We start from the raw sequence: 24,858 nt of genomic DNA on the forward strand, positions 1-24,858 counted from the left end.
CAAGCAACAAGCAACTAACAACTAATCAACTAACAACTAACTGACCTTGAACGTACCGACAGTTTCCTGTAATTTTTGGGAAATCTTCACAGTTTTTTGCAAAGATTCAGAAACTTGCAGGGAAGAGTCGCTTGTGCGTTTGGAAATGGTGGCGATCTGTTTCATCAATTCGCTCACAATTTGTGATATTTCCACACCAGAAGCTGTAGTAGTAGAAATTGATTGTACCAAAGCATCAATTTGTCGCGAAACTTCTAATATTTGACTGAGGCTGCCTTTGGCATCTTCAACAATGCGTGTACCTTCAACTACCTGGGTGGTTCCTACTTCCATTGCTTGCACTACTTCGCTGGTTTCGCGTTGGATATTCTCGACGATTTGCTCAATTTCTTTAGTCGCCGCCGCCGATCGCGCTGCTAGTTCGCCTACTTCTTCAGCAACAACGGCAAAACCTTGACCTTCTTCACCTGCACGCGCCGCCTCAATCCCAGCATTGATGGCTAACAAGTTAGTCTGCATGGAAATCTGGTTAATCAATGCCACAACTCGAGAAATCTGTTGGGTAGATTCTCCCAAGCGCTTCACTTTCTTAGCGGTTTCACCTACGGTTTCTCGCAGGTGTAAAATATTTTGTACTGTCATATCCATTGCTTGTCCGCTCTTGGTAGCAGTATCAGAAGCATTTTTGGCGATTTTAGCTGCTTGGTGGGCGCTGTCTGCTACTGCTTGGATAGACCCTGTCATCCGGTCAACTGCATCTAGGGTGCGGTTTATTTCAGCAGCTTGCGTCAGTGCTTCTTCTGCAAGGTTGCGGATTGAACCAGAGTTATCGCCGATCGCATCATTTACTTGGATAGCGGCAATTTTGACTTGCGTGACAATATCTCGCAAACTTTCAACGATGGAGTTGAAAAAGTCAGCAACGGTGCCGATTTCGCCGGCGGTAACTTCTGCACGTACTGTCAAGTCACCACTAGCTGCACCTTCTACGTTACTGAGCAATTCTAGCAGTTGCATTTGCAAGGCTTCTTTTTGCTGTCGTTCGTCGATGGAGGATTTTTCAGCTAGCGCCCTAGCTTGTTCCACTTCGTCTAGCAACTTGGCTTGTTCCATCGCGTAGCCGATTTGGGTGGCAAGCTGTTTAAATAAATCAATTTCTGGTTGTTGCCAAAGCCGGGGAGTCTGGCAATGATGGGCAATCAACAAACCTACTAATTGCTCTTCAATCACAATTGGTGCAATCAAATTAGCTTTGACTGCAAATTTTTCCAACATATTGATGTAGCAGTCGGCGTTGACCAGGTCTGCGTCTTGATAAATATTAGTAATCGCCCGTACTCGCCCATCTCTGTAAGTATTGACATGACGTTCCCGAAAACAAGGATCGTCGATATGTACTCCATGCATTTTGGGCAAACCAGCATTTACCGCTTCAGCGACGACGCAGCCATCCCAGGCATCAGAATTAAATTCGTAAATAATGACTCGGTCTGTTTTCAGTGCTTGTCGAAGTTCTCGAACTGCTGTCTTATAGATATCCTCAACTTTGAGGTTTCTCCTAATCCGCAAGGTAATATCTGCAAGTATTTTTGCCCGTTCCGTTTCCTGTTCTTGTTCTTTGAGCAGGGTTTCTAGCTGACCTGCCATGTGGTTAATATTGGCATTTAAAATCCCTAACTCGTCCTCTCCTTCTACAATCAGACGGGTATTGAATTCACCTTGTCCAAGTCTTTGTACTGTTGCTGTTGCTTTCAATATCGGTTCTGTAGAACGTTTGGCTATCCACGCGGCGATCGCCGCCACGATGATTGCTGTCAGTCCCGTACCAAGTGCGAAAGTCAATAACAATTCTTGTTGGGTTGCAAAAGCATTTTCTGTATTGGTTGCCAGCAGTACTTCCCATTTCAAATCTGGCAAACCTTTTAGTGGTTGGAGGCGTACGAAGCTTAATAACTGCGTGCGATTGCCATGAACTGGATCTAATCCGATTACAGTACTTTCTCTGAATGATGCTAGCTTTTTGTATACATCTGGATAATCTGTTTTAATGTTACTATTTAAGTGTTCCTCTTCCGCCGCCACGAACAAATTCCCAGAACTATCGAGCAAAAAATACTCCTCTACTGTTTTTGTATAAGTTTTTGCTAAATTATCTAGTGGTTGTACGGCCATCCGCGTTCTGACGACTGCAATGATGTTCCCTGTACTGCTATCTTTAACAGGTGCCGCAATAAAAATACTATTTTTCTTTGTAGTAGGTGATACTTCTGGTTGACTGATATGAGGGCGATCGCTTTTCTGTACCGCCTTGAAAAAATCGCGATCTTTGACGTTAGCAATGGCATCTGCTTGCGATTTTAAGATCAAATTACCGTTTAAATCATACAAAGCAATGCTGTCATAGATTTGATTGCCATCTACAGTTTTGGCATCTATAATCTTGTCCAGCATTGCTTGTTTTTCTTGAGGAGAAGTAGCTGCGCTAACGCTGGGATTTATCAGGATTGGCAGATTAGATATGAACTGAATATCTGAATACCGTTCAAACATGAAACGGTTGATTTGATCTGCCAAATCTTCAGCTTGAAATTGTTGAAGCTGGGAAGCTTTGTTTTGCAGGGAGTACTTCGTAAGTTGATAGGCAAGTGTACCAATCCCTAATACGGGCAGCGTCCCAATAGCGATCGCTAATATTGTTGCTTTCGTACCTAAACTGAGGCGTTTGAAAGCGTTATTAACACGATTGAGGCGAGAACGTTTAACAGTTTTGTCATCAACGGGCAGACTCGGTAGTCGTACTAAACTATCTGTAATTGTTTGAGAAGAAACCATTGATTCCCGTTTTTCAACATCGCTACTCTTAGCTGCATCCGTCTTATTAAACATAAAATCAATTCCCTGAATAGGTGAAGAATAACCCCAAAAAATTCGTTTTTATAGTAATACACCCTAGTTACCATGCAGAATAGAAGATTGGACAATAGCCTGTGCATCTAATACCAGTAATATTTCCTTTTGTTGTACAACGCATCCGCGCAAATAGGGAACCAAACTGGAGGCGACTTGCCCAACAGGAGAGCGAATTTCATCAGGCATAAATTTTGTTGTACCTTTTATCTCTTGCACAACTAAACCTAAAAGCACTGATTCCACGCGAATAATGATAATACTAAACTGCCGAAATCTGTTGTCCAAGGATTCTAAATTGAGCATCCTTGGTAAATCTACAACCCAAACTATATGACTCCGCCAATTCATTAATCCCAGTATGCAGACTGGCATGTTTGGCATTGAAGTCACAGACTCCACAGGTACAACAATTGCTTCCTGCGTATACCTCATTGATAAAACAGCAGGGGCTTGTTTATTCAACTGAAATCGAAGATAGCCATCTTCCAAGTTATTGTTAGTTGGTTTAGAGGCCAGTGTAAGTTTTGAATTATTCATTGATTCAAATCGCCACTGATTTAATCGCACGCAAAAGCTGTTCGCGGGTATAAGGCTTTGTTAAATAGGCATCTGCACCTTGTCTCATTGCCCACAATCTATCAATTTCCTGATTTTTGGAACTGCAAATCACAATAGGTACTTTCTGAGTCACCGGATTTTTTTTGAGAAAACGGCACAACTCAAACCCGCTCATTCCTGGCATGACAACATCAGTGACAATAACATCTGGCTGTTGTGAGGTGGCTTTCTCCATTGCTTCTTTTGCACCAGTTGCTTTAATGACGTTGTAGCCACTTTCTTTTAGATAGTGGCTCATTAGTTCTAATTCACTGGGAGAATCTTCCACAACTAAAATAGTCCCAAGCAAAGTTAAACTCACTCCTAAATCTCCTAAACAACTAATAGTGTTACTAAATCAGATTATCTTTTACATTCGGGCAATATGACATTAATCAAGGTGTTTAAACACCATTTTTAATAGATCCGACTGTGTAAATGGCTTAGTTAAATAGCCTGACGATCTCACCATTTTTGCCTTGGCTCTGTCTATAAATCCTGTTCTACCAGTCACCATGATTATAGGTGTATTCTTAAAAGCTGAGTGTCTACGCAACAAAGAACATAGCTCATAACCATCCAAGTTTGGCATTTCTACATCTAATAAAATTAAGTCAGGTTTGCTACGAAGAATTTGCATTAACGCTTTCACCGGATCGTTGATCATTACAACTGCAAAAGTGCTTTCATCTAAAAAATTTCGAATAGAATTTAAGACTGTGGGACTGTCATCAATGCAGGCAACTGTATATAAGCTTCTACTAGCTGGTTGCAAAGGAATTTGGCGATGCAGGCTACTGCTTGATGTATCAACGAAATTGCTTTCTGTTGATAATTGTTGTTCGGGTTTGATTTGAGATTGCACCATCCTCTGGGATGGCGTTTTTGGCAAAATTGGTGGATTTTCTTCAGTAATAACCGCTGAGTGCTGTTCTTGGCGATTTCGTAACTGCTTTTGACAATGTTCTACCAATAATCGCAAATCCAATCGACAAAACTTTGGCAGTTCATCTAAAGGAGTTTCACGATAAAATTCATAACTGCCTTGTTTTAAGGTCAAGAATGACTCCAGCACCTCTTTGGCTAATTCGTCTATTAAGATCGCTGCTTGCGGAGGAGTAATATAGTCTTGATTTACTAACCAGCAAATAGCTTGATAATCCGCGTGTGGCATTGATTGATTTTCATTCTTTGTTTCAAACATCAGCCGCATTTGCACGCGATTTGCACTTAATAAAGTCGGGATTTGTTGACTCAATCGTCGCAAGTGATTATCCAACCTTTCAAACAGTTTATCTGAATAGGAGGCGTAAGTAAGTTTTCCTTCTTCTAAATAAATTGACCAAGAAGCTGTGTCAGTAATTACTCGCAAACAACCTGTAGCACGTCTGCTAGTTAGTTGTGCTAACAGAGACAGGGGGTGTAGTTTCTGGAAAAACCTGTAGCTACCTATAGAACTTGTGCTCATTTTGCTTTTGCTTGTTGCTCAATTAGATAGGTCTAAGCTATATTTGTGCAGAAGGTCTACACAATAGAATTAAATAAACTTTAGTTTATTGTATCAAAAGATACTACTAGTGAAGATTCTATTTGTGGTTAAACCTAATGGTAATAGCTTTATTTTCGCTTTACAAATCTCCGTGAAATTATAAGTAGTAGTTATTTTACTTAACTTATACAGAGATTAACAAACATTCTCCGGTAAATGGTGAAAAAAATGTAAAGACTGAATTAAGCGACTCACCCTCAAGTAAACATTATGTAACTATAACCGCAATAATACTGCTTAAAATCACAAGATAAAACTTGCTTTAGTCAGTATTGGTACTTAAGTATAATACGCTTGATGAACCTCAAGTAAACTTTGGAGCAATTTAAGTAAATCTACTTAATATTTGGTAAACAACCTAAAATCAAAATCTTCAATCTCTGTAACACTATCATTTATATTTATTTTTGTTTGCACCAAGTTACTTGATTAACATTTACATTCGTACTTTTGTTTACATTACTTAAAGTAGTATTTACTACAATATGATTTTTGACAATATTATTTGGAGCACAGCTAATAACTGTCTGGACATACGCCATAGGTGTTTTTGGAGGGTAGCATTTGAACATATATCTTTTCATCAAAACAAAAAATTGTCACAACAAATGCTACGCTTCTCGAAGCGGCGTAAGCGCGTCTACGCGCTTACTTAGATATATCTTAAAGATAAAAACCGATATTTGATTGATATTAACTGTTTTAGCTTGTAAATGAAGTTCTACTTTGTCTGTCCAAATAATTATAGGCACATCCTTATTCATAACTGTTGCATTTATTTACACCCAAAGCCACATCAGCTAGTAATTCGTCTGCTAAGTCGAGAAGCTTTACTATTCGTTCATCACTAAGTTGATAGTAGACAAAACGCCCCTGCTGTTGACGAATAACCAAATCACAACAGCGCAAACATCCAAGATGGTTAGAAACATTAGACTGGGTAAGTCCTGTAGTCTCAACAATTTCGTTAACAGTTAAGGGACCAGAACGCAAGGCATTGAGAATAGACATACGCGAGCGATCGGAAAACCCGCGAAATAGTTTAACCTTCAGATCGAGTGCTTGGGTGTTGATGATTGTAGTTTTAGCGATCATTAAAAAAGTCTCGAAAAGCATTATTATTTTTACATATCAGTATTTACTGATATGATATTCTTGTCGAGCAAAGACAGCGATCGCCATCCCCGCTGCTTAACTAATCATTTCATAATCAAAAGGAGAAGGTAAAGCTATGGCAGCAACCGTAAACCAAATAAAGTGTGCGTGTGGTACTTGCCTGTGCGTTGTTTCCATTGAGGATGCCATCATGAAGGATGGTAAACCTTACTGTTGTGAAGCTTGTGCTAATAGCCATCAAAGCGGTGAAGTCTGCACTCAATGCCAATCTGTTTGTGGCTGTGCATCTTGAGGAAAGCAGACTTTGCTCTTTGCATTGTGCCCTTTTAGCTTAACTCCGTCAGAAGTCTTGCTAAACCAAGCTTCTTGTACGCTGTCAGGCGTTCCCGTAAAGCAAATTTATCATGCCTGTTTCATCAGTTTATATTCGACTGTGAGTGCAGCTAGTAGGTTTTCTTGCCATTACCAATTACCAATTACCAATTACCGACACGGGCGGATAATATAAGTGTTCAAGCGGACATGATATTAAACATCCCCACAGCAACGTCAGCCGTAGTTAGGCAACTTGGGGGGACAAGTAAAGAACCGTCAATTTCTAATCAGCGCAACTTGAAGAGTGCAAAATTATTGGACATACTCAACTTTAATTTGTTAGACGCTGCATTTACTCTTGCGGCATAACCTATAGTTACGAACATGTCCAAACGCCAAAGCTGTTGCTCCTAAGACCGTAGCAATACGCTCACCCTCTTCACTCAGGACGTGGTGTCCAGCAATTGCGGTTACGAGAAGAAGCGCCAACCCCAAGACACCAGACGTGAGCACAACTCGATCCTTATGGCGACGACAACCCTGTGTCAAAGCCAACACACTGATGGGAAAGACGAACCACAGCAGAAAACGGTGAAAGCTTTCGCCACCAAGAGAAGTACTTGCCAGTGCGGGAAGCATGACTATGACAACTGGTAAGAACAGACAATGGATTGCACACGCGGTGGAAAGTGCGATCGCAGTCTTGTCCATCAATCTCTGCATTCTTCCGCTATGCACTGGTAGTACTCCTTGTATTGATTGTGTTCTATGGGTTCAAATGTTTTAAAACTAGGGCCAGCTTGGCTTTGACTATCAACGATAGCTGTGATGCCCTCTAACAAATTTGGTAAATGTGACTCAACTGTTTAAGGATAGTGCGATGATTTCAACCCAAATCTTTTTCGGCTTTTGACTGACCTCCAAAACCCAGTTCCAACACTGTTCGTGCCATAAATCGACGACGGGCAACTCCTTTCAACCTTTGGGTTGTTTCCCCGAGTAGATTCCTGAGTGAGTCTGTCAATTCCATTTCTGTATTTACGATGTACCGTAAGGAGGATATCTCCCTTACCTTACCATTTTCTTGAGATTATTTTTTTCTTAAATAAATTAAGATTTATTATTCACGCCTTAGCTGTGTCACATATCCCCGCGCAGTTCTATCTTGACGACGAGGGCTTTTTACTTCGCATTCATGAGGAACATCTGATCAAAGAGCGTCACCACCGCCACGCGCCGTCCCCTCTCTTCCGTTATCACTTTACCTAGGCACTTCCCGCGAGAATTGTTAAAAATGCGGATGAAAGGACTTGAACCTTCACGCCTTGCGGCACTAGAACCTAAATCTAGCGCGTCTGCCAATTCCGCCACATCCGCATCAGTTTACTATCATATCATAACAAACAGTATGTGACAATAAAATTTTGTTATTAGTCATTAGTTATTAGTCATTAGTCATTAGTCATTAGTCATTAGTCATTAGTCATTAGTCATTTGTCATTGGTCATTTGCCAAGGATTAAAGTCTTGGACTATTGACTATGAACTATTAGCTAAGGACTAATAACCAATGACCAATGACCATTGACTAAATCACAGCAACACGAGGCAAACGATGCTTAAATCCGCAGAGAATTTCCCAAGAAATGGTGTTTAGTTGATTTGCCCAATCGTCCGCGGAGATTTGTTGTTTTCCTTGTTTTCCAAGTAGGGTGACTACTTCCCCTTCTTGTATGTCTGGTATGCTACTGACATCCAGCATGAGTTGATCCATTGTAATTGCACCTAGCTGCGATATTCGTTGACCGCGAATTAATACCTGCATTTTGTTAGAAAGATTGCGCGGCACACCATCAGCATAACCAATTCCGACAACAGCAATACGCATTTCGCGTGGGGCAACAAATTGATAACTGTAGCTAACACCAGTTCCAGCAGCAATGGTTTTGACTTGCGTGACTCTTGCTCTAACTTGTAAAACAGGTTTAAGGTCTATGCCCGATCGCAAATGCTCGGCTGGGTAAAGTCCATAGATAGCTAAACCCACCCGCACCATATCGTAGTGTAATGCTTTGTCAGCGAGGGTGCCGGCTGAATTGGCTAAGTGCAGGCAGGGTGGTTTTATTCCTAATGCTTTAATTTGGGCGATCGCTTCTTCAAAACGTCGGTGCTGTAGTTGCATGACACTCGGATCGGGACTGTCTGCGGTCGCTAGGTGAGAATAAATACTGGCTATCTCTAGATGCGGTAAACGCTGCACTAGCTGGACAAACTCTGCTGCTTGCTGCCAATCTGTTCCTAGACGAGACATACCCGTATCTAATTTGACGTGTACAAGTACGGGAGAATTGGAGTTAATAGCTTCTAGAGTGTCAGAAAATACTAAGGCTTGCTTAGGACTGCATAGTGTGGGTTGAAGTTGCCATTGAGCGATCGCGTGAATTTGTTCTGGAGTGTGAGTCGCGCCTAAAACTAAAATCGGAGCTTTGATACCAGCTTCTCGCAATTGAATTCCCTCGGGAACTGTAGCAACACCTAGCCAGTCTGCTCCTGATTGTAGTGCTGTTTGAGCAACTGTGACTGCTCCGTGCCCGTAGGCGTCAGCTTTCACTACTGCCATAAGCTGGGTATGCCGTGATAGAAAGCGGCGTAATTGTTGGACATTATGCGACAACGCTGCCAAATCAATTTCTACCCAAGCACGCTGCGAAAACCAAGCATATGTGTCGCACTGCTGAACAGGAACACTCCCGGTTTGCTCATGACTTAACATGTTGACTCACTCCCATCACACCAATTTTAGGCTTCCAGCTTAATTTATTAATTCATGCTGGCAAAAGTAACTCTGGATTAATCAGGAAGTTTACCCTTCATCGTGGAATTCGCACAAGAGCTTATGGTCGGTATTAAGCTAATAGCAAAGATAGCAGTCAAGCATGGTTATAATTCGCCCCTACTGTCCAGAGGATTTAGAAAAAGTCATTCAGTTGTGGTGGCGTACCTGGCATGAAACATTTACCGAACTCACGCATCCGCAATCGTATGGAGTCTGGATGGTTCGCTTCCGTGATGAACTTGCAGTACGAGGGCTAATTTGGGTAGCAGAACTAGAAAATCAAATTGTAGGTTTCGTTGTAGTTATGCCAGAGGAAAGATACTTAGACCAGATTTTTGTTGATACTAGATATCACAATCGAGGTATCGGCTCAATGTTGCTGAAAAAAGCAAAAGAAGCTTGTCCACAGGGGTTGACTCTACAGACATTACAGCGAAATACACAAGTTAGTGCGTTTTACGAACGGCATGGTTTCCAACCAGGTAAGCTAGGTGTGAACAAAATCAACGGCCAGCTAAATATAGAGTACTGTTGGTTGCCTCTGCTAGATGAATCAAGAGGAAATATTACTTACTGATTAACACGGCGATCGCTTCAGCCAAACTATATATCTGTCTTTCCTTCTAAAATAAGTAATGGCTAGAAATTGCAAATCATTATTTTATAACTCAGTTTTAGGCTCGAACCTGAAGTATAATTTATTTTCATAGCCAAAGCAGATTGCATTTGTGTTAATATATGTAAAATAAAAAGCCTGAGCGATTATCAATGGGGAAGGTTTTAGTCTTAAACGCCTCTTACGAACCGCTCAATATTACGAGCTGGCGTCGCGCTGCTGTTTTGTTAATCAAGGGCAAAGCAGAGCGCGTAGAACACAACGGTAAGTTTCTTTACTCCGGTTTTCCGCTTCCAACCGTAATCCGGTTGCGCCATTATGTGCGGGTTCCCTACAAAGAAATCCCTCTGACGCGCCGAAATATATTGCACCGGGACAGTCACACTTGTCAATACTGCGGTTACACGGGAGATGAGTTAACTCTAGATCACGTAATACCGCGATCGCGTGGCGGAGGAGATTCCTGGGAGAACATTGTTACAGCCTGCGTCCGCTGCAATGTCAACAAGGGTAGCCGTACACCCCACGAAGCACACATGATGTTACGTCACCCACCTCGCAGACCCTACAGCAGCCTCTACTTCGAGGTCAGCAAGCATCTAAGAGGTGGAACTCACCAAGAGTGGCAAAAGTATGTTATAGGACTTTGACAATTCCCCAGTTAATACTTACAGGTAAATGTCACCTATCAACTAGTCTTGCAACCCACTTAGTGTAGTTAGGTTAGCCAACGGCGAGTTGAGAATTTTGCCTCCACAAATAAATCGTAGGAGGCTACAAAAGCTCTTGCGAACTTTTAACCAACCTCGCCATAGTAACACATATTAACGCTTTGTAAAGTAGAAATTTTCTTAATTCCTCAAAATTGCAGATGCGGTAGCAAAAGATATTCCTTTGAAATTAGTTGATAAAAGCATACTTGACAAAAAAATAAACCTACATATATATATCCACGCTTCTATATTTTTGCGAAGATCGAAGATGTGTGGCTAAACCAGTGACTCGCTGGTTGTAGTTTTCCTTATCAAACAAATCTAGCCCCACATGGACAAAACATTATCCTATGCAATTTCATTCTTCCCTTACTCAGTTTGAGAGATTACCATTGACCGCGGATCAGGCTTCCGAATCGGCTCCAGATGAGTCAGAAATAGACAAAGAACCTTTGGAATTTCCACTCACCAAGCAGTCTGCTGGAACATTGATAGCACCAGAAGGAGGCAATGCCGTTGGTCAGCGCAGCAATTCTTCAGCACTGCAAAAATCAGAAGAACTGCGCCAGACAATGCTTGCCCATAGTCATGAGCGTCATCTGGTGATTCTGCAAGATTTTCCTGACCCAGATGCTCTTTCCTCTGCTTGGGCTTACCAGTTAATTGCTCAGCAATACGATATCAAATGTGAGATTGTTTATGCTGGTGCGCTCAGTCACCAAGAAAATATTGCCTTGGTGAAACTGACTGGCTTACCTGCTCAACGTTGGACGCTACAAAATCTGAAAAGCAAGGATTTGTCCTCCTATCAAGGTTTTGTATTAATTGATAACCAAGGCACTACTTCCCAGCTTGTGCCAGTGGTGCAGCAAGCGGGAATGACACTTGTGGCAGTTATTGACCATCACACTTTACAGGGAGACCTGAAATCAGAGTTTGTTGATATTCGTCCTGCTGTCCGAGCGACAGCAACGATTTTTACTCAGTACTTGCAGGCAGGATTATTGCCTTTAGATAGTACCATCAATCAACACGTCAAATGTGCTACTGCCTTGATGCACGGTTTGCGATCTGATACAAATCTGCTTATGCAAGCCAAAGAAGAAGATTTTTTGGCAGCAGCCTATCTAAGCCGATTTTACGATGCCCAACTGCTCAACGCCGTACTGCAAGCGAACCGTTCCAAAAGGGTGATGGATGTAATAGAGCGATCGCTCAAAAACCGCATCGTTCAAAATAACTTTTCCATTGCCGGTGTCGGCTACTTGCGCTACGACGACAGAGACGCCATCCCTCAAGCAGCAGATTTTCTCGTTACAGAAGAAAACGTCCACACTGCCGTGGTTTATGGGATTGTTCACGATGAAGATGATGAACTAGAAGTAGTCATTGGCTCTTTAAGAACAACCAAACTTACCCTTGACCCTGATGAATTCATCAAAGAAGCCTTTGGGCAAGATAGCAGCGGACGCTTTTTTGGTGGTGGACGTATAAGCGCCGGTGGCTTTGAAATTCCGATGGGTTTCTTATCAGGCAGTAACGAAAATTCTACTTATGCGAAAATGAAATGGGATGTCTTCGATGCTCAAATCAAGCAGAAGTTGCTGAGATTGGTAAATCCCAGAGACAACCCAATTCAAACCGAGTAAATGTTGGTAGTGGGTGGTTGGTAGTTGTTTGGAATAAACAACAAACAACAAACAACAAACAACAAACAACCAAAACAAAATGTGGAACTTTATTTAATTCGTCATGGCATCGCCCAAGAAGCAACAGGTGACATCAAAGACGAGGAAAGACGCCTAACAAAAGAGGGACAGCAAAAAACAGAAAAAGTTGCCCAACGTTTGAAAAAGTTGGGTTTGCAATTTGATTTGATTGCCACTAGTCCCTTAGTAAGAGCCAAACAAACAGCAGATATCCTCATAGCAGCTAAGCTGAGTTCCCAGATAGAGGAGTGTATCCACCTGTCTCCGGATGGTCAGATTTACAATTGGGTTGTAGACTGGTTAGAGCCAAGGAATTTTGCACCTGATACCCAACTAGCCTTGGTAGGACATGAGCCTTGTTTAAGCCGTTGGGCAGAAATTCTGGTTTGGGGAGAAGCCAAGGAACGTTTGGTGCTAAAAAAAGCGGGTATGATCGGGGTAAAGGTACCAGAAACAGGCTCTCCTTTGGGTCGTGGTCAGATGTTTTGGTTGACACCACCCAAGTACTTGCTTTAACAGTTTTTCCACAGTTCCGTAAAGAATTTGTGCGATAACGGATACTGTTATGGCGACAAAAATTTCTGGTAAGTTAGCCTGGATAAATCTTTAAAAATCAGATGGTGTTGCCATGATGGTGTGCGAATACAAGCCTGGTTTGGAAGGCATTCCTGCCGCTCAATCCAGTATTAGCTGTGTTGACGGACAAAAAGGAATATTAGAATATCGTGGCATCCGGATTGAAGAATTAGCAGAAAAAAGTACATTTCTGGAAACTGCTTATCTTTTGATCTGGGGTGAATTACCCACTGCGGAAGAATTGGCGGCATTTGAGCATGAAGTTCGCCATCACAGGCGAATCAAATACCGCATTCGTGACATGATGAAATCCTTTCCAGAAAGCGGCCACCCAATGGATGCCCTACAAGCCTCTGCTGCTGCTTTGGGCTTGTTTTATTCCCGCCGCGATCTGGATAATCCCGTCTACATTCGGGATGCAGTGGTTCGTTTGTTAGCAACCATTCCGACAATGGTAGCGGCATTTCAGTTGATGCGAAAAGGTAACGACCCGGTACGCCCTAATGATGACTTGGACTATGCCGCTAACTTTTTGTACATGCTCCACGAGAAAGAACCCGATCCACTGGCAGCGCGCATTTTTGATGTCTGCTTGATATTACATGCAGAACATACAATGAATGCTTCTACCTTCAGTGCGAGGGTGACGGCTTCTACCCTAACAGATCCTTACGCGGTGGTGGCGAGTGCAGTTGGAACCTTGGGAGGACCACTGCATGGGGGAGCTAACGAAGAAGTAATTCAAATGTTAGAAGAAATTGGCTCTGTTGAGAATGTGCGTCCTTATATAGAAGATAGGCTGCAACGCAAAGCCAAAATCATGGGCTTTGGGCATCGTGTCTATAAAATCAAAGATCCACGCGCAACAATTCTGCAAAACTTGGCGGAACAGCTGTTTGCAAAATTCGGCAACGACAAGTTTTATGACATAGCCGTTGAGTTGGAACGGGTGGTAGAGGAAAAATTGGGTAGCAAAGGAATTTATCCCAATGTTGACTATTATTCCGGTTTGGTGTATAGAAAGCTGGGGATTCCCACAGACTTATTCACACCAATATTTGCGATCGCCCGTGTTGCTGGTTGGCTAGCACACTGGAAAGAACAATTAGAAGAAAACCGGATTTTCCGTCCTACCCAGGTTTACAACGGTCAGCACGACGTTCCTTACGTCCCCATAGAGAAACGTTAGGGACTGGGGATTGGGGATTAGGGACTAGGGACTGGGTATTAGGAAATAAGAAGAATCTTCTCCCAATACCCAGTACCCAATACCCAATACCCAATCCCCAATGCCCAAAATTCCAAATTCGTACCATAAGTAGAAACTCTCATTGGCCCGCTCGGGGTAAAACCCATCCAACGATATACTAGGCATGGAGATTGCAAACAATCTTAAATTTTGTCTGGTTTCAGTAAAGATAATTGGTGGGTAAATTTACAGTTATTAACAAGTGTAGATAGTTGTAAACGACCATGAATTGGTGACTTGAAGAGCAACAAACATGAATTCAGGAATTGATCTGCAAGGAACTTTTATTCAATCCCTCATAGATTTGGGACTGAGCGCGGAAGTAGCCAAAACAATTTGGATGCCACTGCCGATGATCCTAATGATTATTGGCGCTACGGTAGGGGTATTGACCTGTGTTTGGCTAGAAAGGAAAATTTCGGCAGCGGCACAGCAGCGGATTGGTCCTGAATACATCGGTCCTTTAGGTTTGCTGGCTCCTGTAGCCGATGGCCTGAAGCTTGTTTTTAAAGAAGATGTAGTGCCAGCCAAATCCGACCCTCTGCTATTTACCCTCGGCCCAATCATCGTTGTATTGCCGGTGTTTCTGTCTTATTTAATCGTGCCCTTTGGACAGAATATAGTCATTACCGATGTTGGTATGGGGGTATTCTTGTGGATTGCCTTGTCCAGCGTTCAGCCAATTGGTTTGTTAATGGCTGGTTATGCATCCAATAACAAATACTCCCTTTTGGGTGGGTTGCGGGCTGCGGCACAATCGATTAGCTATGAAATTCCTTTAGCGCTGGCAGTATTGGCGATCGCCATGATGTCCAATAGCCTCAGCACCGTTGACATTGTTAACCAGCAATCTGGTTACGGTATTTTAGGGTGGAATATCTGGCGGCAACCAATTGGCTTCATCATCTTTTGGATCGCGGCCTTAGCTGAATGCGAACGACTGCCCTTTGACTTACCAGAAGCAGAAGAAGAACTGGTAGCAGGTTATCAGACTGAATACTCTGGTATGAAATTCGCTCTGTTTTACCTGAGTTCCTATGTCAACCTCGTACTTTCAGCGCTACTGGTATCAGTTCTATACTTGGGCGGTTGGGATTTTCCCATTCCTATTAGCACATTAGCCAGTTGGTTTGGAGTTAGTGAAGCCAATCCGGTTTTGCAAATAATTGCCGCCTCTTTGGGCATTACCATGACCGTACTCAAAGCCTACTTGCTAGTCTTTCTGGCAATCCTGTTGCGTTGGACTGTACCCCGGGTTCGCATCGACCAATTACTAGATTTGGGATGGAAGTTCTTGCTACCAGTAGGCTTAGTAAATTTACTGTTAACCGCAGCTCTGAAACTAGCCTTTCCCGTCGCCTTCGGAGGATAGTCATTAGTCATCAGTCATTAGTGAGCCAGCGCGGTCTTGGGGGTCTCCCCCATGAGCGACTGGCGAACCCGCAAGGGTCATTAGCAATTGAACAAATGACTAATGACCAATGACAAATGACAAGTAACAAATGACTAGAGAGAGGTAGAACACTAACAATGCTAAAATTCCTCAAACAAGTTGGTGATTACGCCAAAGAAGCGGTACAAGCCGGTCGTTATATCGGTCAAGGACTGTCTGTCACCTTTGACCACATGCGGCGGCGTCCAATTACCGTCCAGTACCCTTACGAAAAACTGATTCCCAGCGAACGCTTTCGCGGTAGGATTCACTTTGAGTTTGATAAGTGTATTTCCTGCGAGGTCTGTGTGCGGGTTTGTCCGATTAACTTGCCTGTGGTGGATTGGGAATTTGACAAAACCAGCAAAAAGAAAAAGCTCAAACACTACAGCATCGATTTTGGTGTTTGTATCTTCTGCGGCAACTGTGTAGAATATTGCCCGACTAATTGTCTGTCCATGACAGAAGAGTACGAGCTTTCCACCTACGATCGCCACGAATTGAACTATGATAACGTGGCAATGGGTCGTCTCCCGTACAAGGTAACGGATGACCCAATGGTAACACCATTGCGCGAACTGGTTTACCTACCCAAAGGCGTTATGGATCCCCACGACCTGCCAGCCGATGCACCTCGTGCCGGTGGCCATCCTGAAGAACTCGTGCAGCAGGAAAAGTAAATTGAATTGTCATTTGTCCTTAGTCCTTTGTGAATAACTAAGGACAAATGACAAATGACTAATGACTAATGACAAAGGAGAGAAAGTGAATCTAGCTGAAGGAGTACAGGTTGTTTCATTTGGCATATTGGCTGCGATGATGATTGGGGCAGCGCTTGGTGTGGTGCTGTTCTCCAACGTCGTCTATTCCGCCTTTATGCTAGGCGGTGTTTTTGTCAGCATAGCTGGGTTGTATCTCCTGCTGAATGCTGACTTTGTAGCAGCAGCACAATTGCTAATTTATGTTGGCGCTGTGAACGTGCTGATTTTGTTTGCCATTATGTTGGTGAACAAGCGGCAGAATTTTGTCCCCTTTCCCACCGCTTGGGTGCGTAAGGTCTTAACGGCTGTGGTCAGTTTGGGATTGTTTGCGCTGTTGAGTACGATGGTATTGGCGACGCCTTGGTCGCATTCTACTGCGACCCCTGTAGGCGAACCCATAGTTGTGATTGGTCAGCATTTCTTTAGTGACTTTTTACTGCCTTTTGAAGTTGCTTCCGTTTTATTATTGATGGCAATGGTAGGCGCAATCATTTTGGCACGTCGCGAATATCTGCCAGAACAAATTGTCCCATCTGAATTGCCGCAAACAGTTTTGACATTGCCAGAACGCCCCAGAGAACTGGTATCGGCAGGAAGCGAAGAGGAATTATGAATTATGAATTATGAATTATAAAAACCTTTAATAATTTATAATTCATAATTTTTGGGAATTGTTCATTAAGGAAGACCAAGATTCATGGAACTCCAGTACTTTTTGTTGTTAGCAGCAGCTTTATTTTGCATTGGTATTTATGGTTTGATAACCAGCCGCAACGCTGTACGAGTGTTAATGTCAATTGAATTGCTGCTGAATGCTGTTAATTTGAATTTAATGGCTTTTTCTAACTTCCTAGACTCAACAGCAATTAAGGGTCAGGTTTTCACTGTGTTTGTCATTACTGTAGCGGCAGCAGAAGCAGCAGTAGGTTTGGCGATCGTGCTGGCAATCTACCGCAACCGTGATACTGTCGATATGGAGCAGTTTAATCTCCTGAAATGGTAATCCTGTGGACCTTAAGAAGGTAATAATTGCCTATAAGGCAAGAGATGCCCAAAGCAAACGCTGGGCAGAAATTTGTGCAAAGCAACTAGAAAATCGCCAATGCCAGGTATTGATGGGCCCGAGTGGACCAAAAGACAATCCTTATCCGGTGTTTTTGGCTTCGGCGGTGCAACCAATTGACCTGGCTTTGGTGCTTGGTGGTGATGGCACTGTTTTAACTGGTGCAAGACATTTAGCCCCAGCTGGCATCCCCATTCTGGGAGTGAATGTGGGAGGACATCTGGGGTTTTTAACTGAGTCGGTAGAGGAGTTTCAGGATACTGAGAAAGTTTGGGATCGGCTGTTGGAGGATCGCTACGCCATCCAACGGCGGATGATGGTGCAAGCAGCTGTGTATGAGGGCCATGACACGAATTTGGAACCCGTAAGCGAACGTTACCTCGCTTTAAATGAAATGTGTGTCAAACCTGCCTCTGCCGATCGCATGATTACCTCTATTCTGGAAATGGAAATTGATGGTGAGGTAGTCGACCAATATGTGGGAGATGGGTTAATAGTTGCCACACCTACTGGTTCTACTGGTTACACAGTTTCTGCTGGTGGCCCAATTGTACATGATGGTATGGAAGCCCTTACTGTTAGCCCCATTTGTCCGATGAGTCTTTCTAATCGCCCCTTCGTTTTACCCCCCGGTTCTGTTGTAAGTATTTGGCCTTTGGGTGATTACGATTTGAGTACAAAACTGTGGATGGATGGGGTATTAGCTACTTCGATTTGGCCTGGACATCGCGTTGACGTGCGAATGGCTGAGTGCAGGGCTAAGTTTATTATTTTGCGGGAAAACAATTCCTATTATCAGACGCTGCGGGAGAAGTTACTGTGGGCAGGGACTAGAGTTCGCTATAGCAGTAGTAATCACTCGAATTAATGAGAACCCCCTATAAGTGCGCGCTGACTCACCGCCACGGGCGTCTACGCCAGTCCCCCCTAAAAGCAGAAGTCTTCTGGGGGCTGGTCTCACCGCGCTGTGCGCGTCTACGCTAAACTGCGTTTCGCACCCTGCGGGAAGACGCAGAAGCGTCTACAGGATGACAGGGAACTTTTTAAGAGCATACTAAATAATTAATTTTTTTTATAATTTTCAACTAGTCTATAAACTTATTTAAAGTCTTATGTTTTTATGCCTTTAGATATAGTGTGTAAAATTCCAAATAGGCTAACAATGGTAAAGTTTTTACTACCCAATATTACTACAAATAAGTAAACAGGTTCAATCAACAGCAATGTTAAAAAAATTCAGATACTCTTTGGCAGATAAAGTTGTTAATAAAGTTTTGTCATCTTCTACTATCAATAGAATCATAAATGTCTTTGCTGCTCAAAATATACATTTACAACTACAAAAAAATGCTCTGGAATCTACTGCAAAGTATGTTGAAGAAAACATGATAGGTGCGGTCAGTGTTTCAGATCTTTTTGCCTTGCTCAAGTTTGCACTTTCACAAGCAAAGCCAGATGGTATGTTTCTAGAGTTTGGAGTAGCAGGGGGAAATACCATCAATTTTATAGCTAAAAACGTTCAAAAGACTGTACATGGATTTGACTCTTTTGAAGGTTTACCTGAGTTTTGGATAGATAATATTGGTGGACGATATGAAAAAGGTACTTTTAATATGAATGGCAAGCTGCCTTCTGTTCGTGAAAATGTACAACTCCATGTTGGATGGTTCGATAAAACTTTACCTGAATTCGTAGCTTCTCAAAACGAATACATATCATTTATGCATGTGGATTGCGACTTGTATTCCTCCACAAAATCTATATTCGATATATTAGGTGAACGCGTCAAGCCTGGTACAATAATCGTATTTAATGAGTACTTCAATTATCCTGGTTGGCAGCAGCATGAATTTAAAGCCTTCCAACAATTTGTAGCCGATAAAAATATAAAATACGATTACATTGCCTACAATAAACTTGGTTGGGAAGTTGCAGTAAAGATTCTTTAGTCACTGCTATATTTTATAATTCTATATTTTATAATTAATGCTGGTTATTACTAAACATCCAGGCAAACTGCATCAACCTCAATCTCAATCAACATTGCCGGATCAATCAGAGATTTCACTTCCACCATCGTAGTAGCAGGTGGGTTCTCACCAAAAAACTCTTGATGCGCTTTTCCAAATTCAGCCCAACGGCTAATATCGGTGACAAACATGCGAGTTCGCACCACAGAGTTGATGTTTGTACCTAAGTCTTGCAATGCTTTCTGAATAATTTCTAAACAGCGTTTTGCTTGCCCGTAAGCATCCTCGGGTGCAAATACTCCACCCCCTTCGGCAATTGGTGCTGTACCAGAAATATAAATGTGGTTGCCAACTCTAACACCTCGACAGTAACCTACCTTGGACTCCCAAGACGCACCAGAAAATGCCCGCTTCATTTGCATTGTCAATTCAGTTTAACGCCTACTGAGGGAATTTTAGCTGTAATAGGTTTGCTAAATCCAGATTTAAAGTTTGGTGTTGAAAGCAAGATAAATTTTGGCTTGCTAATTTCTTTTCAGGCTAGATAATGATGAAGTGATCGCCGCCAATGTATTCAAGCAAATTACTTTCAAAGTACATTCAAAGTGCAAGTGGCGATACAAAACTGTACTTTATCTAGTTAGTTTACATCACTAGCTTATTTTAGACAACTTCTGGAAAAACATTCTTATGCGGCGTCTTGTAATCGCTCCCAGGGGGTTGCAGTTTTTAATTGTCGTAGTTTTGGTAATTGGTATATTTTTTCGCTTTGTGAACATTGACGGCAAAGTTTATTCGCACGATGAAATTTATACCTCTTTACGAATTTCTGGTTGCACAACTACTCAAGTTAAGCAACAAATTTTTAATGGTCGAGTCATTTCTAAGCAAGCTTTTGCTAAGTTTCAGGGTCTTAATTCTGAACAAGGCTGTGGTGATACAATTAGGTCTTTAGCAATAGAAGACCCACGGCATCCCCCATTTTATTACTTAATCGCACGATTTTGGATGCAAGTTTTTGGCAGTTCAGTAACAGCCATCAGAAGTTTGTCTGCCTTGATTAGCTTGCTGGTATTTCTCTGTGCCTATTGGTTGTGCAAAGAATTATTTAATGTGCCTTTATCGCTACCTGGTATAGCGATCGCACTTATGGCCATATCTCCCATTCAGTTGATCTATGCCCAGGAAGCACAGGAATATATTCTCTGGGAAGTCACCATATTACTATCTAGTGCTGCTCTACTACGAGCCTTACGATTGGAATCAATACGACAGCCAGAGGAATTGCGTGTTTATAATTGGATAATTTATACAGTTACTTTAACTCTTAGCCTTTATACATTTTTATTAAGTGGGTTTGTGGCAATTGCTCATGGAATTTATGTACTTGCCACAGCAAAATTTCGCTGGAATAAGACAGTAAAGGCTTATCTGCTGGCATCGTTGGCAGGATTTTTAGCCTTTATGCCTTGGATGTTAATAGCGATCGCTAACCAATTTCAATTCAAATCTTCTTCATCTTCGACAACTAACTCTTCACCATCAGGAAATTTAATTACATTTTTGCTGATGCAACTCAGCCGTATTTTTTTTGATTTAAATCTTAGCTGGGAAAACCCTTTAAGCTTGTTCATGACGCTAATTATTTTCATACTAGTTATATATGCAATTTATTTTATTTGGCGGACAACTCATCAAAAAGTTTGGTTATTTATTATCACCTTAATTTTAGTCCCAGCGCTACCTTTGATAATTCCAGATTTAATTGTTGGCGAAATGCGGTCATTTGCCCAACTAGATTTAGTATCTGTTTATTTAGGTATTCAAATAGCTGTTGCTTATCTCTTAGCAACTCAGCTATATAATGGCAGATTATCACGTCGGCAAATCTGGCAAATGATATTGTCGCTGGTGATTATTGCTGGGATAATTTCTTGTGCTGTATATTCTCAAGCTGAAACGTGGTGGAGCAAGCTTTTCAGCCAAGGTAATCCACAAATTAGTAGCATCATCAATCAGGCTGATCGACCACTTTTGATTAGTAATGATTTAGGCAATAATTACGCTAATGTATTTTCTATTAGCTATCTTGTAGAACCAAAAGTCAGGTTTTTATTAGTTCAGGGTAAAAATATTCCCCAAATCCCTAAAGATTTCACTGACATATTTTTACTCACTCCTTCAGATACTTTGCGAAAAGGAATAGCAAAAAAGTATAAGCTAAAAACTAAAATTGTTTACAAAGATGAACATACTTCGCTGTGGAAAATATTCAAATGAGAATTTCAGCAATTTCTAAGCTGAAATTAATTTGTTTTATGAAACTAGGTATTAGATTGGAGTCATCAATAGTTTTGAGGCTACCAGATTATGAAATTTAAATTTTTAGCAGTTATAAGTATTGTTACCCTATTAACCATAGCTTGTGCAAGAGATGTAAACTCCAAACAGCCAGTTAGCGAGACTCAACCTGCAACACCTGTAGCTCAGAGTAGTACCGCCAATGTTTCCCAAACTGGAAGCTTTGTAAGAGCAGAACAACCAACTCAGGGAAATGTGAAAGTTCTAACAGAGAATGGTAAGCGTTATCTAGAGTTTGATGGAAGTTTTAAAACTAATCAAGGCCCTGACTTATTTGTAATTCTGTACCGAAATGGGACAGTACCTGTATCTGGCATTAAAGAAAAAGATTATGTGAGCATTGCTCGTTTACAAAAGACAAGTGGTACTCAACGCTATGCTGTTCCTGACAATGTGAAGTTGACAGATTATCAATCTGTAGCGATTTGGTGTCGTAAGTTCAATGCTACTTTTGGCTATGCGTCTTTAGGTAATTAGATGTGGAGGAAGATTGACACTTTTTCATTAAGGTTACGCCTAATAATTGGTATTGCTGCACTTTCTGCTTTGGGTAATGGTGGCATTGCTATGTGGACAAGCTGGAAAATGCAGCAACTTTTGATTGATAGTCATAAGCAAAATATAGAACACATTGCTGCACGTTTTCCGCGTGATGTGGAACTATATAGTGAAATGATGTCACCAGTAACTGGGTTGCAAAAAGCAATTAATAATTTGACGACTACCAATATATTTTTATGGGTTAAAAATCCTGAGCAAAAGATTATAGCAAAATCTGTTACTTCGGACAGTTTATCTAATGTGAGGTTAGCTGAGTTAATGTCCCTAGCCGAAATGCCAATTAAACCGCAAGTTCATCAAATTAGCCAACGCTACTTTGTGTTGTGTGGTGATTCGTTGCAAGTGCAGGGAAAGATGCTAGGGAAGCTGTTTGTAGTGCAGGATATTACCCGCGAACAAACAATGTTTTTGACAATGGTGCGGAGTGTAGGAATTGCCAGCTTTTTAGTAATTGTAGTGATTTCAGGAGCGATCGCACTTTACATTTACCGTTCCCTGCAACCTCTGCGCCAACTTAATCAAATGACAGCTGTCATTTCCGCTGCGGATTTACCAGAAGCACAGCTTTCTGTAGATAACGCACCCAGCGAAGTTAAAGAATTAGCTCAAACCTTCAACATGTTGTTATCTCGCCTCTCCCAATCTTGGGAACAAGAGCGACAATTTGTGAGTAATGTTTCCCACGAGTTACGCACACCGTTAACAATAGTACACGGTTACTTACAAAGCGTTTTGCGACGGCCGCATAACTTAACAGAAACTCAAATAGAAGCGTTAGAAACTGCGGCATCGGAAGCAGAACACACGATTCGTCTGTTAGAAGATTTACTGGATTTAGCACGAGCAGATAGTGGTTATTTGCATTTTCACATAGAGTCTTATATACTAAACGATTTGGTGGCAGAAGTGGTAGCAATGGCAGAACAATATAGTGAAAGAGCGATAAAAATAGAAGCCGATATTGACTCAATTCAAGTGAAAGCAGACCACAATCGCCTCAAACAAGTTTTGCTAAATCTGATTGACAATGCCATTAAATATTCTGAACCTGGTACACCCATTTTGTTGAAGATAAACCAACAAGAGCAAGAAGCCATTATTCAAGTTTGCGATCGCGGTTATGGTATTCCTTTGCAACACCAATCAAGGATTTTTGAAAGATTTTACCGCGTTGATGAATCTCGTCATCATGCTAGTGGTGGTGCTGGTTTAGGGTTATCAATTGTAAAGACATTGGTAGAGGGTATGGGTGGGAAAGTTTCCGTGCGATCGCGTTTAGGTGAAGGAAGTATATTTACAGTTGTTTTGCCTTCAAATTAAACCCGATTTAAAGGCAATTTTACTATTACCGTTGTGCCAACACCTACCTCACTTTCTACTTGAATTTGACCTCTATGTAACTCCACACACTTTTTCACAATTGCAAGTCCAAGTCCTGTACCCTGAACTTTACCCACATTGCTACCACGATAAAAGGTTTCAAACAGATGACATTGGTCTTTTGAAGGAATGCCTATACCCCGATCTTTAATTTTGAAAGTTGCCATGCCTTCTTGGCAAAGTAATTCAAAATTGACATTACTTTCTGGGGGAGAATACTTGATGGCATTGGAAAGTAAATTGATGAAAATGCAACTTAGCAATTCTTCATCCATTTCCACTTGCAAGCATTCTCCGGATGAAGTAAAGGTAATAGTATGCTGCTTATCTGAACTGTATTGCGCGCTTTCTGCAACTTGGCGACAAAAATTGACTAAATTTAATGGTGCAGGCTTATATTCAAATTTACCTGCTTCATTTTTACTCAGGAATAATACCTCATCCAAAAGTTGAAGCATGTGTTTGATGGCATTTTCCATCCGCTCAAAGTAGGTAGCTCGGCGTTCCTCAGTCAGTTTATCGTTGTTATATAGAAGTAAATCTATAGACGTGCGAATTGTGGTCATGGGGTTGCGGAATTCGTGGGATACCATAGCCACAAAGTTAGATTTAAGTTCGTTAAGTTCCTTTTCTTTAAGTAGTGCTTCCCGAGTGCGCTGTTCACTCTCTCGTAGTTGTTTGAGAATTTCTCCCCGTTCGATCGCGTAACGAATCGCCCGCAGTAAACTTTGATTTGTGATCTCATTTTTGAAAAGATAGTCCTGTGCGCCTTCTGCTACTGCTTGCAGTGCTGTTTCTTCATCATCAATTCCTGTCAAAACCACAACTGGAATATCCGGCACTGCTGCCCGAAACTTTTTTAATGTGTCCAGTCCAGTAGAATCTGGTAAGCGGAGGTCTAACAAAACAAGGTCGATACCGTGTTCGTTTAATGTCGGTAGAGAAGAATCTCCACACATACAAGTAGCTTTAGCCATGCAAGCATCGATAGCCGCATTCAGCCTATCTACATGTGCCATCTGACATGCTGGTCGAATAGCGCGGACAAAAATTTCGCGCAATAGTTTGGCATCAGAAGGGCTATCCTCTACCAGAAGAATGTGAATCTTTATCTTTTCCATAGAAAAGAATTATCTGACACTCTT

24 protein-coding genes, 1 tRNA gene and 1 pseudogene are annotated in these 24,858 nt (G+C 41.8%); 15 read left to right on the forward strand and 11 right to left on the reverse strand.

Going from position 1 to position 24,858, the window contains the following annotated elements:
- Window positions 1-36: 36 nt before the first annotated feature.
- The 5 genes from FIS9605_RS0117915 to FIS9605_RS0117940 all read right to left on the reverse strand — a co-directional run bounded on the left by FIS9605_RS0117915 (window position 37) and on the right by FIS9605_RS0117940 (window position 6,151).
- Window positions 37-2,886, reverse strand: a complete 2,850-nt coding sequence (locus FIS9605_RS0117915) for a methyl-accepting chemotaxis protein (RefSeq protein WP_026733835.1) — start codon at window positions 2,884-2,886, stop codon at window positions 37-39.
- A gap of 63 nt (window positions 2,887-2,949) precedes the next feature.
- On the reverse strand, window positions 2,950-3,447 hold the full coding sequence (locus tag FIS9605_RS0117920) for a chemotaxis protein CheW (protein WP_026733836.1): 498 nt from the start codon (window positions 3,445-3,447) through the stop codon (window positions 2,950-2,952).
- A 4-nt stretch (window positions 3,448-3,451) separates the two neighbouring features.
- Window positions 3,452-3,829, reverse strand: coding sequence for a response regulator (locus FIS9605_RS0117925; RefSeq protein ID WP_026733837.1), 378 nt, complete (start codon window positions 3,827-3,829; stop codon window positions 3,452-3,454).
- Window positions 3,830-3,898: 69 nt separating this feature from the next.
- The gene (locus FIS9605_RS0117930) at window positions 3,899-4,975 is read right to left on the reverse strand and encodes a response regulator (protein ID WP_026733838.1); all 1,077 of its coding nucleotides are present in this window, start codon (window positions 4,973-4,975) and stop codon (window positions 3,899-3,901) included.
- 837 nt (window positions 4,976-5,812) lie between these two features.
- Complete coding sequence (locus tag FIS9605_RS0117940) at window positions 5,813-6,151, reverse strand: ArsR/SmtB family transcription factor (RefSeq protein ID WP_026733839.1); 339 nt, start codon at window positions 6,149-6,151, stop codon at window positions 5,813-5,815.
- Window positions 6,152-6,287: 136 nt separating this feature from the next.
- On the opposite strand from FIS9605_RS0117940, the gene FIS9605_RS41075 reads away from it, so the two are divergent.
- Window positions 6,288-6,464: a metallothionein gene (locus FIS9605_RS41075; RefSeq protein ID WP_072032404.1), complete on the forward strand. Its 177-nt coding sequence runs from the start codon at window positions 6,288-6,290 to the stop codon at window positions 6,462-6,464.
- Between the two features lie 362 nt (window positions 6,465-6,826).
- On the opposite strand, the gene FIS9605_RS0117945 is transcribed toward FIS9605_RS41075, so the two are convergent.
- From FIS9605_RS0117945 to alr, 4 genes and pseudogenes are all read right to left on the reverse strand, one after another.
- Entirely contained in the window at window positions 6,827-7,225 is a 399-nt protein-coding gene (locus FIS9605_RS0117945; RefSeq protein ID WP_026733840.1) for a MerC domain-containing protein, read from the reverse strand.
- A gap of 41 nt (window positions 7,226-7,266) precedes the next feature.
- Window positions 7,267-7,517, reverse strand: a pseudogene (locus FIS9605_RS45315) (ISAzo13-like element ISMae28 family transposase); the annotation flags it as partial.
- A gap of 265 nt (window positions 7,518-7,782) precedes the next feature.
- A tRNA-Leu gene (locus FIS9605_RS0117955) sits at window positions 7,783-7,864 on the reverse strand.
- Window positions 7,865-8,074: 210 nt separating this feature from the next.
- On the reverse strand, window positions 8,075-9,259 hold the full coding sequence (alr, locus tag FIS9605_RS0117960; protein WP_026733841.1) for an alanine racemase: 1,185 nt from the start codon (window positions 9,257-9,259) through the stop codon (window positions 8,075-8,077).
- A 163-nt stretch (window positions 9,260-9,422) separates the two neighbouring features.
- Here alr and FIS9605_RS0117965 point away from each other — a divergent pair, with 163 nt between their 5' ends.
- The 11 genes from FIS9605_RS0117965 (at window position 9,423) to FIS9605_RS0118020 (ending at window position 19,390) form a co-directional block, all read left to right on the forward strand.
- On the forward strand, window positions 9,423-9,899 hold the full coding sequence (locus FIS9605_RS0117965; protein ID WP_026733842.1) for a GNAT family N-acetyltransferase: 477 nt from the start codon (window positions 9,423-9,425) through the stop codon (window positions 9,897-9,899).
- 191 nt (window positions 9,900-10,090) lie between these two features.
- Window positions 10,091-10,588 carry an HNH endonuclease gene (locus tag FIS9605_RS0117970; RefSeq protein ID WP_026733843.1) on the forward strand — a complete coding sequence of 166 codons (498 nt, stop codon included), beginning with the start codon at window positions 10,091-10,093 and terminating at the stop codon, window positions 10,586-10,588.
- Window positions 10,589-11,001: 413 nt separating this feature from the next.
- Complete coding sequence (locus FIS9605_RS0117975; RefSeq protein WP_026733844.1) at window positions 11,002-12,300, forward strand: DHH family phosphoesterase; 1,299 nt, start codon at window positions 11,002-11,004, stop codon at window positions 12,298-12,300.
- A gap of 81 nt (window positions 12,301-12,381) precedes the next feature.
- The gene (gene sixA / locus FIS9605_RS0117980; RefSeq protein ID WP_026733845.1) at window positions 12,382-12,876 is read left to right on the forward strand and encodes a phosphohistidine phosphatase SixA; all 495 of its coding nucleotides are present in this window, start codon (window positions 12,382-12,384) and stop codon (window positions 12,874-12,876) included.
- A 112-nt stretch (window positions 12,877-12,988) separates the two neighbouring features.
- On the forward strand, window positions 12,989-14,125 hold the full coding sequence (locus FIS9605_RS0117985; protein WP_026733846.1) for a citrate synthase: 1,137 nt from the start codon (window positions 12,989-12,991) through the stop codon (window positions 14,123-14,125).
- 313 nt (window positions 14,126-14,438) lie between these two features.
- Entirely contained in the window at window positions 14,439-15,557 is a 1,119-nt protein-coding gene (gene nuoH / locus FIS9605_RS0117995; protein ID WP_026733847.1) for an NADH-quinone oxidoreductase subunit NuoH, read from the forward strand.
- Between the two features lie 158 nt (window positions 15,558-15,715).
- Window positions 15,716-16,297: an NAD(P)H-quinone oxidoreductase subunit I gene (gene ndhI / locus FIS9605_RS0118000; protein ID WP_026733848.1), complete on the forward strand. Its 582-nt coding sequence runs from the start codon at window positions 15,716-15,718 to the stop codon at window positions 16,295-16,297.
- Window positions 16,298-16,382: 85 nt separating this feature from the next.
- Window positions 16,383-16,991 (forward strand): NADH-quinone oxidoreductase subunit J, encoded by a 609-nt coding sequence (locus FIS9605_RS0118005; RefSeq protein WP_026733849.1) that lies wholly within the window; start codon window positions 16,383-16,385, stop codon window positions 16,989-16,991.
- 84 nt (window positions 16,992-17,075) lie between these two features.
- Window positions 17,076-17,381, forward strand: a complete 306-nt coding sequence (gene nuoK / locus FIS9605_RS0118010; protein ID WP_026733850.1) for an NADH-quinone oxidoreductase subunit NuoK — start codon at window positions 17,076-17,078, stop codon at window positions 17,379-17,381.
- 4 nt (window positions 17,382-17,385) lie between these two features.
- On the forward strand, window positions 17,386-18,309 hold the full coding sequence (locus tag FIS9605_RS0118015; RefSeq protein WP_026733851.1) for an NAD(+) kinase: 924 nt from the start codon (window positions 17,386-17,388) through the stop codon (window positions 18,307-18,309).
- A gap of 355 nt (window positions 18,310-18,664) precedes the next feature.
- Complete coding sequence (locus FIS9605_RS0118020) at window positions 18,665-19,390, forward strand: class I SAM-dependent methyltransferase (protein WP_035139928.1); 726 nt, start codon at window positions 18,665-18,667, stop codon at window positions 19,388-19,390.
- A 50-nt stretch (window positions 19,391-19,440) separates the two neighbouring features.
- Here the strand turns inward: FIS9605_RS0118020 and FIS9605_RS0118025 are convergent, their stop codons facing one another.
- Window positions 19,441-19,833, reverse strand: coding sequence for a RidA family protein (locus FIS9605_RS0118025; protein ID WP_026733853.1), 393 nt, complete (start codon window positions 19,831-19,833; stop codon window positions 19,441-19,443).
- Between the two features lie 268 nt (window positions 19,834-20,101).
- Here FIS9605_RS0118025 and FIS9605_RS0118030 point away from each other — a divergent pair, with 268 nt between their 5' ends.
- The 3 genes from FIS9605_RS0118030 (at window position 20,102) to FIS9605_RS0118040 (ending at window position 23,653) form a co-directional block, all read left to right on the forward strand.
- On the forward strand, window positions 20,102-21,691 hold the full coding sequence (locus tag FIS9605_RS0118030) for a glycosyltransferase family 39 protein (RefSeq protein ID WP_026733854.1): 1,590 nt from the start codon (window positions 20,102-20,104) through the stop codon (window positions 21,689-21,691).
- Window positions 21,692-21,781: 90 nt separating this feature from the next.
- Window positions 21,782-22,249, forward strand: coding sequence for a DM13 domain-containing protein (locus FIS9605_RS0118035; RefSeq protein WP_026733855.1), 468 nt, complete (start codon window positions 21,782-21,784; stop codon window positions 22,247-22,249).
- Complete coding sequence (locus tag FIS9605_RS0118040; protein WP_026733856.1) at window positions 22,250-23,653, forward strand: sensor histidine kinase; 1,404 nt, start codon at window positions 22,250-22,252, stop codon at window positions 23,651-23,653.
- On the opposite strand, the gene FIS9605_RS0118045 is transcribed toward FIS9605_RS0118040, so the two are convergent.
- Window positions 23,650-24,834 carry an ATP-binding response regulator gene (locus FIS9605_RS0118045; protein WP_026733857.1) on the reverse strand — a complete coding sequence of 395 codons (1,185 nt, stop codon included), beginning with the start codon at window positions 24,832-24,834 and terminating at the stop codon, window positions 23,650-23,652. The genes FIS9605_RS0118040 and FIS9605_RS0118045 overlap by 4 nt on opposite strands.
- Window positions 24,835-24,858 lie beyond the last annotated feature (24 nt).

The sequence above is a fragment of the Fischerella sp. PCC 9605 genome (assembly GCF_000517105.1).
In the GTDB taxonomy this organism is placed as follows: domain Bacteria; phylum Cyanobacteriota; class Cyanobacteriia; order Cyanobacteriales; family Nostocaceae; genus PCC9605.

What these genes read in the sequence shown, in the direction of transcription:
- FIS9605_RS0117915 (WP_026733835.1), bottom strand. Translation starts at nt 2,886, where the DNA reads ATGTTTAATAAGACGGATGCAGCTAAGAGTAGCGATGTTGAAAAACGG.
- FIS9605_RS0117920 (WP_026733836.1), bottom strand. Translation starts at nt 3,447, where the DNA reads ATGAATAATTCAAAACTTACACTGGCCTCTAAACCAACTAACAATAAC.
- FIS9605_RS0117930 (WP_026733838.1), bottom strand. Translation starts at nt 4,975, where the DNA reads ATGAGCACAAGTTCTATAGGTAGCTACAGGTTTTTCCAGAAACTACAC.
- FIS9605_RS0117940 (WP_026733839.1), bottom strand. Translation starts at nt 6,151, where the DNA reads ATGATCGCTAAAACTACAATCATCAACACCCAAGCACTCGATCTGAAG.
- FIS9605_RS41075 (WP_072032404.1), top strand. Translation starts at nt 6,288, where the DNA reads ATGGCAGCAACCGTAAACCAAATAAAGTGTGCGTGTGGTACTTGCCTG.
- alr (WP_026733841.1), bottom strand. Translation starts at nt 9,259, where the DNA reads ATGTTAAGTCATGAGCAAACCGGGAGTGTTCCTGTTCAGCAGTGCGAC.
- FIS9605_RS0117965 (WP_026733842.1), top strand. Translation starts at nt 9,423, where the DNA reads ATGGTTATAATTCGCCCCTACTGTCCAGAGGATTTAGAAAAAGTCATT.
- FIS9605_RS0117970 (WP_026733843.1), top strand. Translation starts at nt 10,091, where the DNA reads ATGGGGAAGGTTTTAGTCTTAAACGCCTCTTACGAACCGCTCAATATT.
- FIS9605_RS0117975 (WP_026733844.1), top strand. Translation starts at nt 11,002, where the DNA reads ATGCAATTTCATTCTTCCCTTACTCAGTTTGAGAGATTACCATTGACC.
- FIS9605_RS0117985 (WP_026733846.1), top strand. Translation starts at nt 12,989, where the DNA reads ATGATGGTGTGCGAATACAAGCCTGGTTTGGAAGGCATTCCTGCCGCT.
- nuoH (WP_026733847.1), top strand. Translation starts at nt 14,439, where the DNA reads ATGAATTCAGGAATTGATCTGCAAGGAACTTTTATTCAATCCCTCATA.
- ndhI (WP_026733848.1), top strand. Translation starts at nt 15,716, where the DNA reads ATGCTAAAATTCCTCAAACAAGTTGGTGATTACGCCAAAGAAGCGGTA.
- nuoK (WP_026733850.1), top strand. Translation starts at nt 17,076, where the DNA reads ATGGAACTCCAGTACTTTTTGTTGTTAGCAGCAGCTTTATTTTGCATT.
- FIS9605_RS0118020 (WP_035139928.1), top strand. Translation starts at nt 18,665, where the DNA reads ATGTTAAAAAAATTCAGATACTCTTTGGCAGATAAAGTTGTTAATAAA.
- FIS9605_RS0118025 (WP_026733853.1), bottom strand. Translation starts at nt 19,833, where the DNA reads ATGCAAATGAAGCGGGCATTTTCTGGTGCGTCTTGGGAGTCCAAGGTA.
- FIS9605_RS0118030 (WP_026733854.1), top strand. Translation starts at nt 20,102, where the DNA reads ATGCGGCGTCTTGTAATCGCTCCCAGGGGGTTGCAGTTTTTAATTGTC.
- FIS9605_RS0118035 (WP_026733855.1), top strand. Translation starts at nt 21,782, where the DNA reads ATGAAATTTAAATTTTTAGCAGTTATAAGTATTGTTACCCTATTAACC.
- FIS9605_RS0118040 (WP_026733856.1), top strand. Translation starts at nt 22,250, where the DNA reads ATGTGGAGGAAGATTGACACTTTTTCATTAAGGTTACGCCTAATAATT.
- FIS9605_RS0118045 (WP_026733857.1), bottom strand. Translation starts at nt 24,834, where the DNA reads ATGGAAAAGATAAAGATTCACATTCTTCTGGTAGAGGATAGCCCTTCT.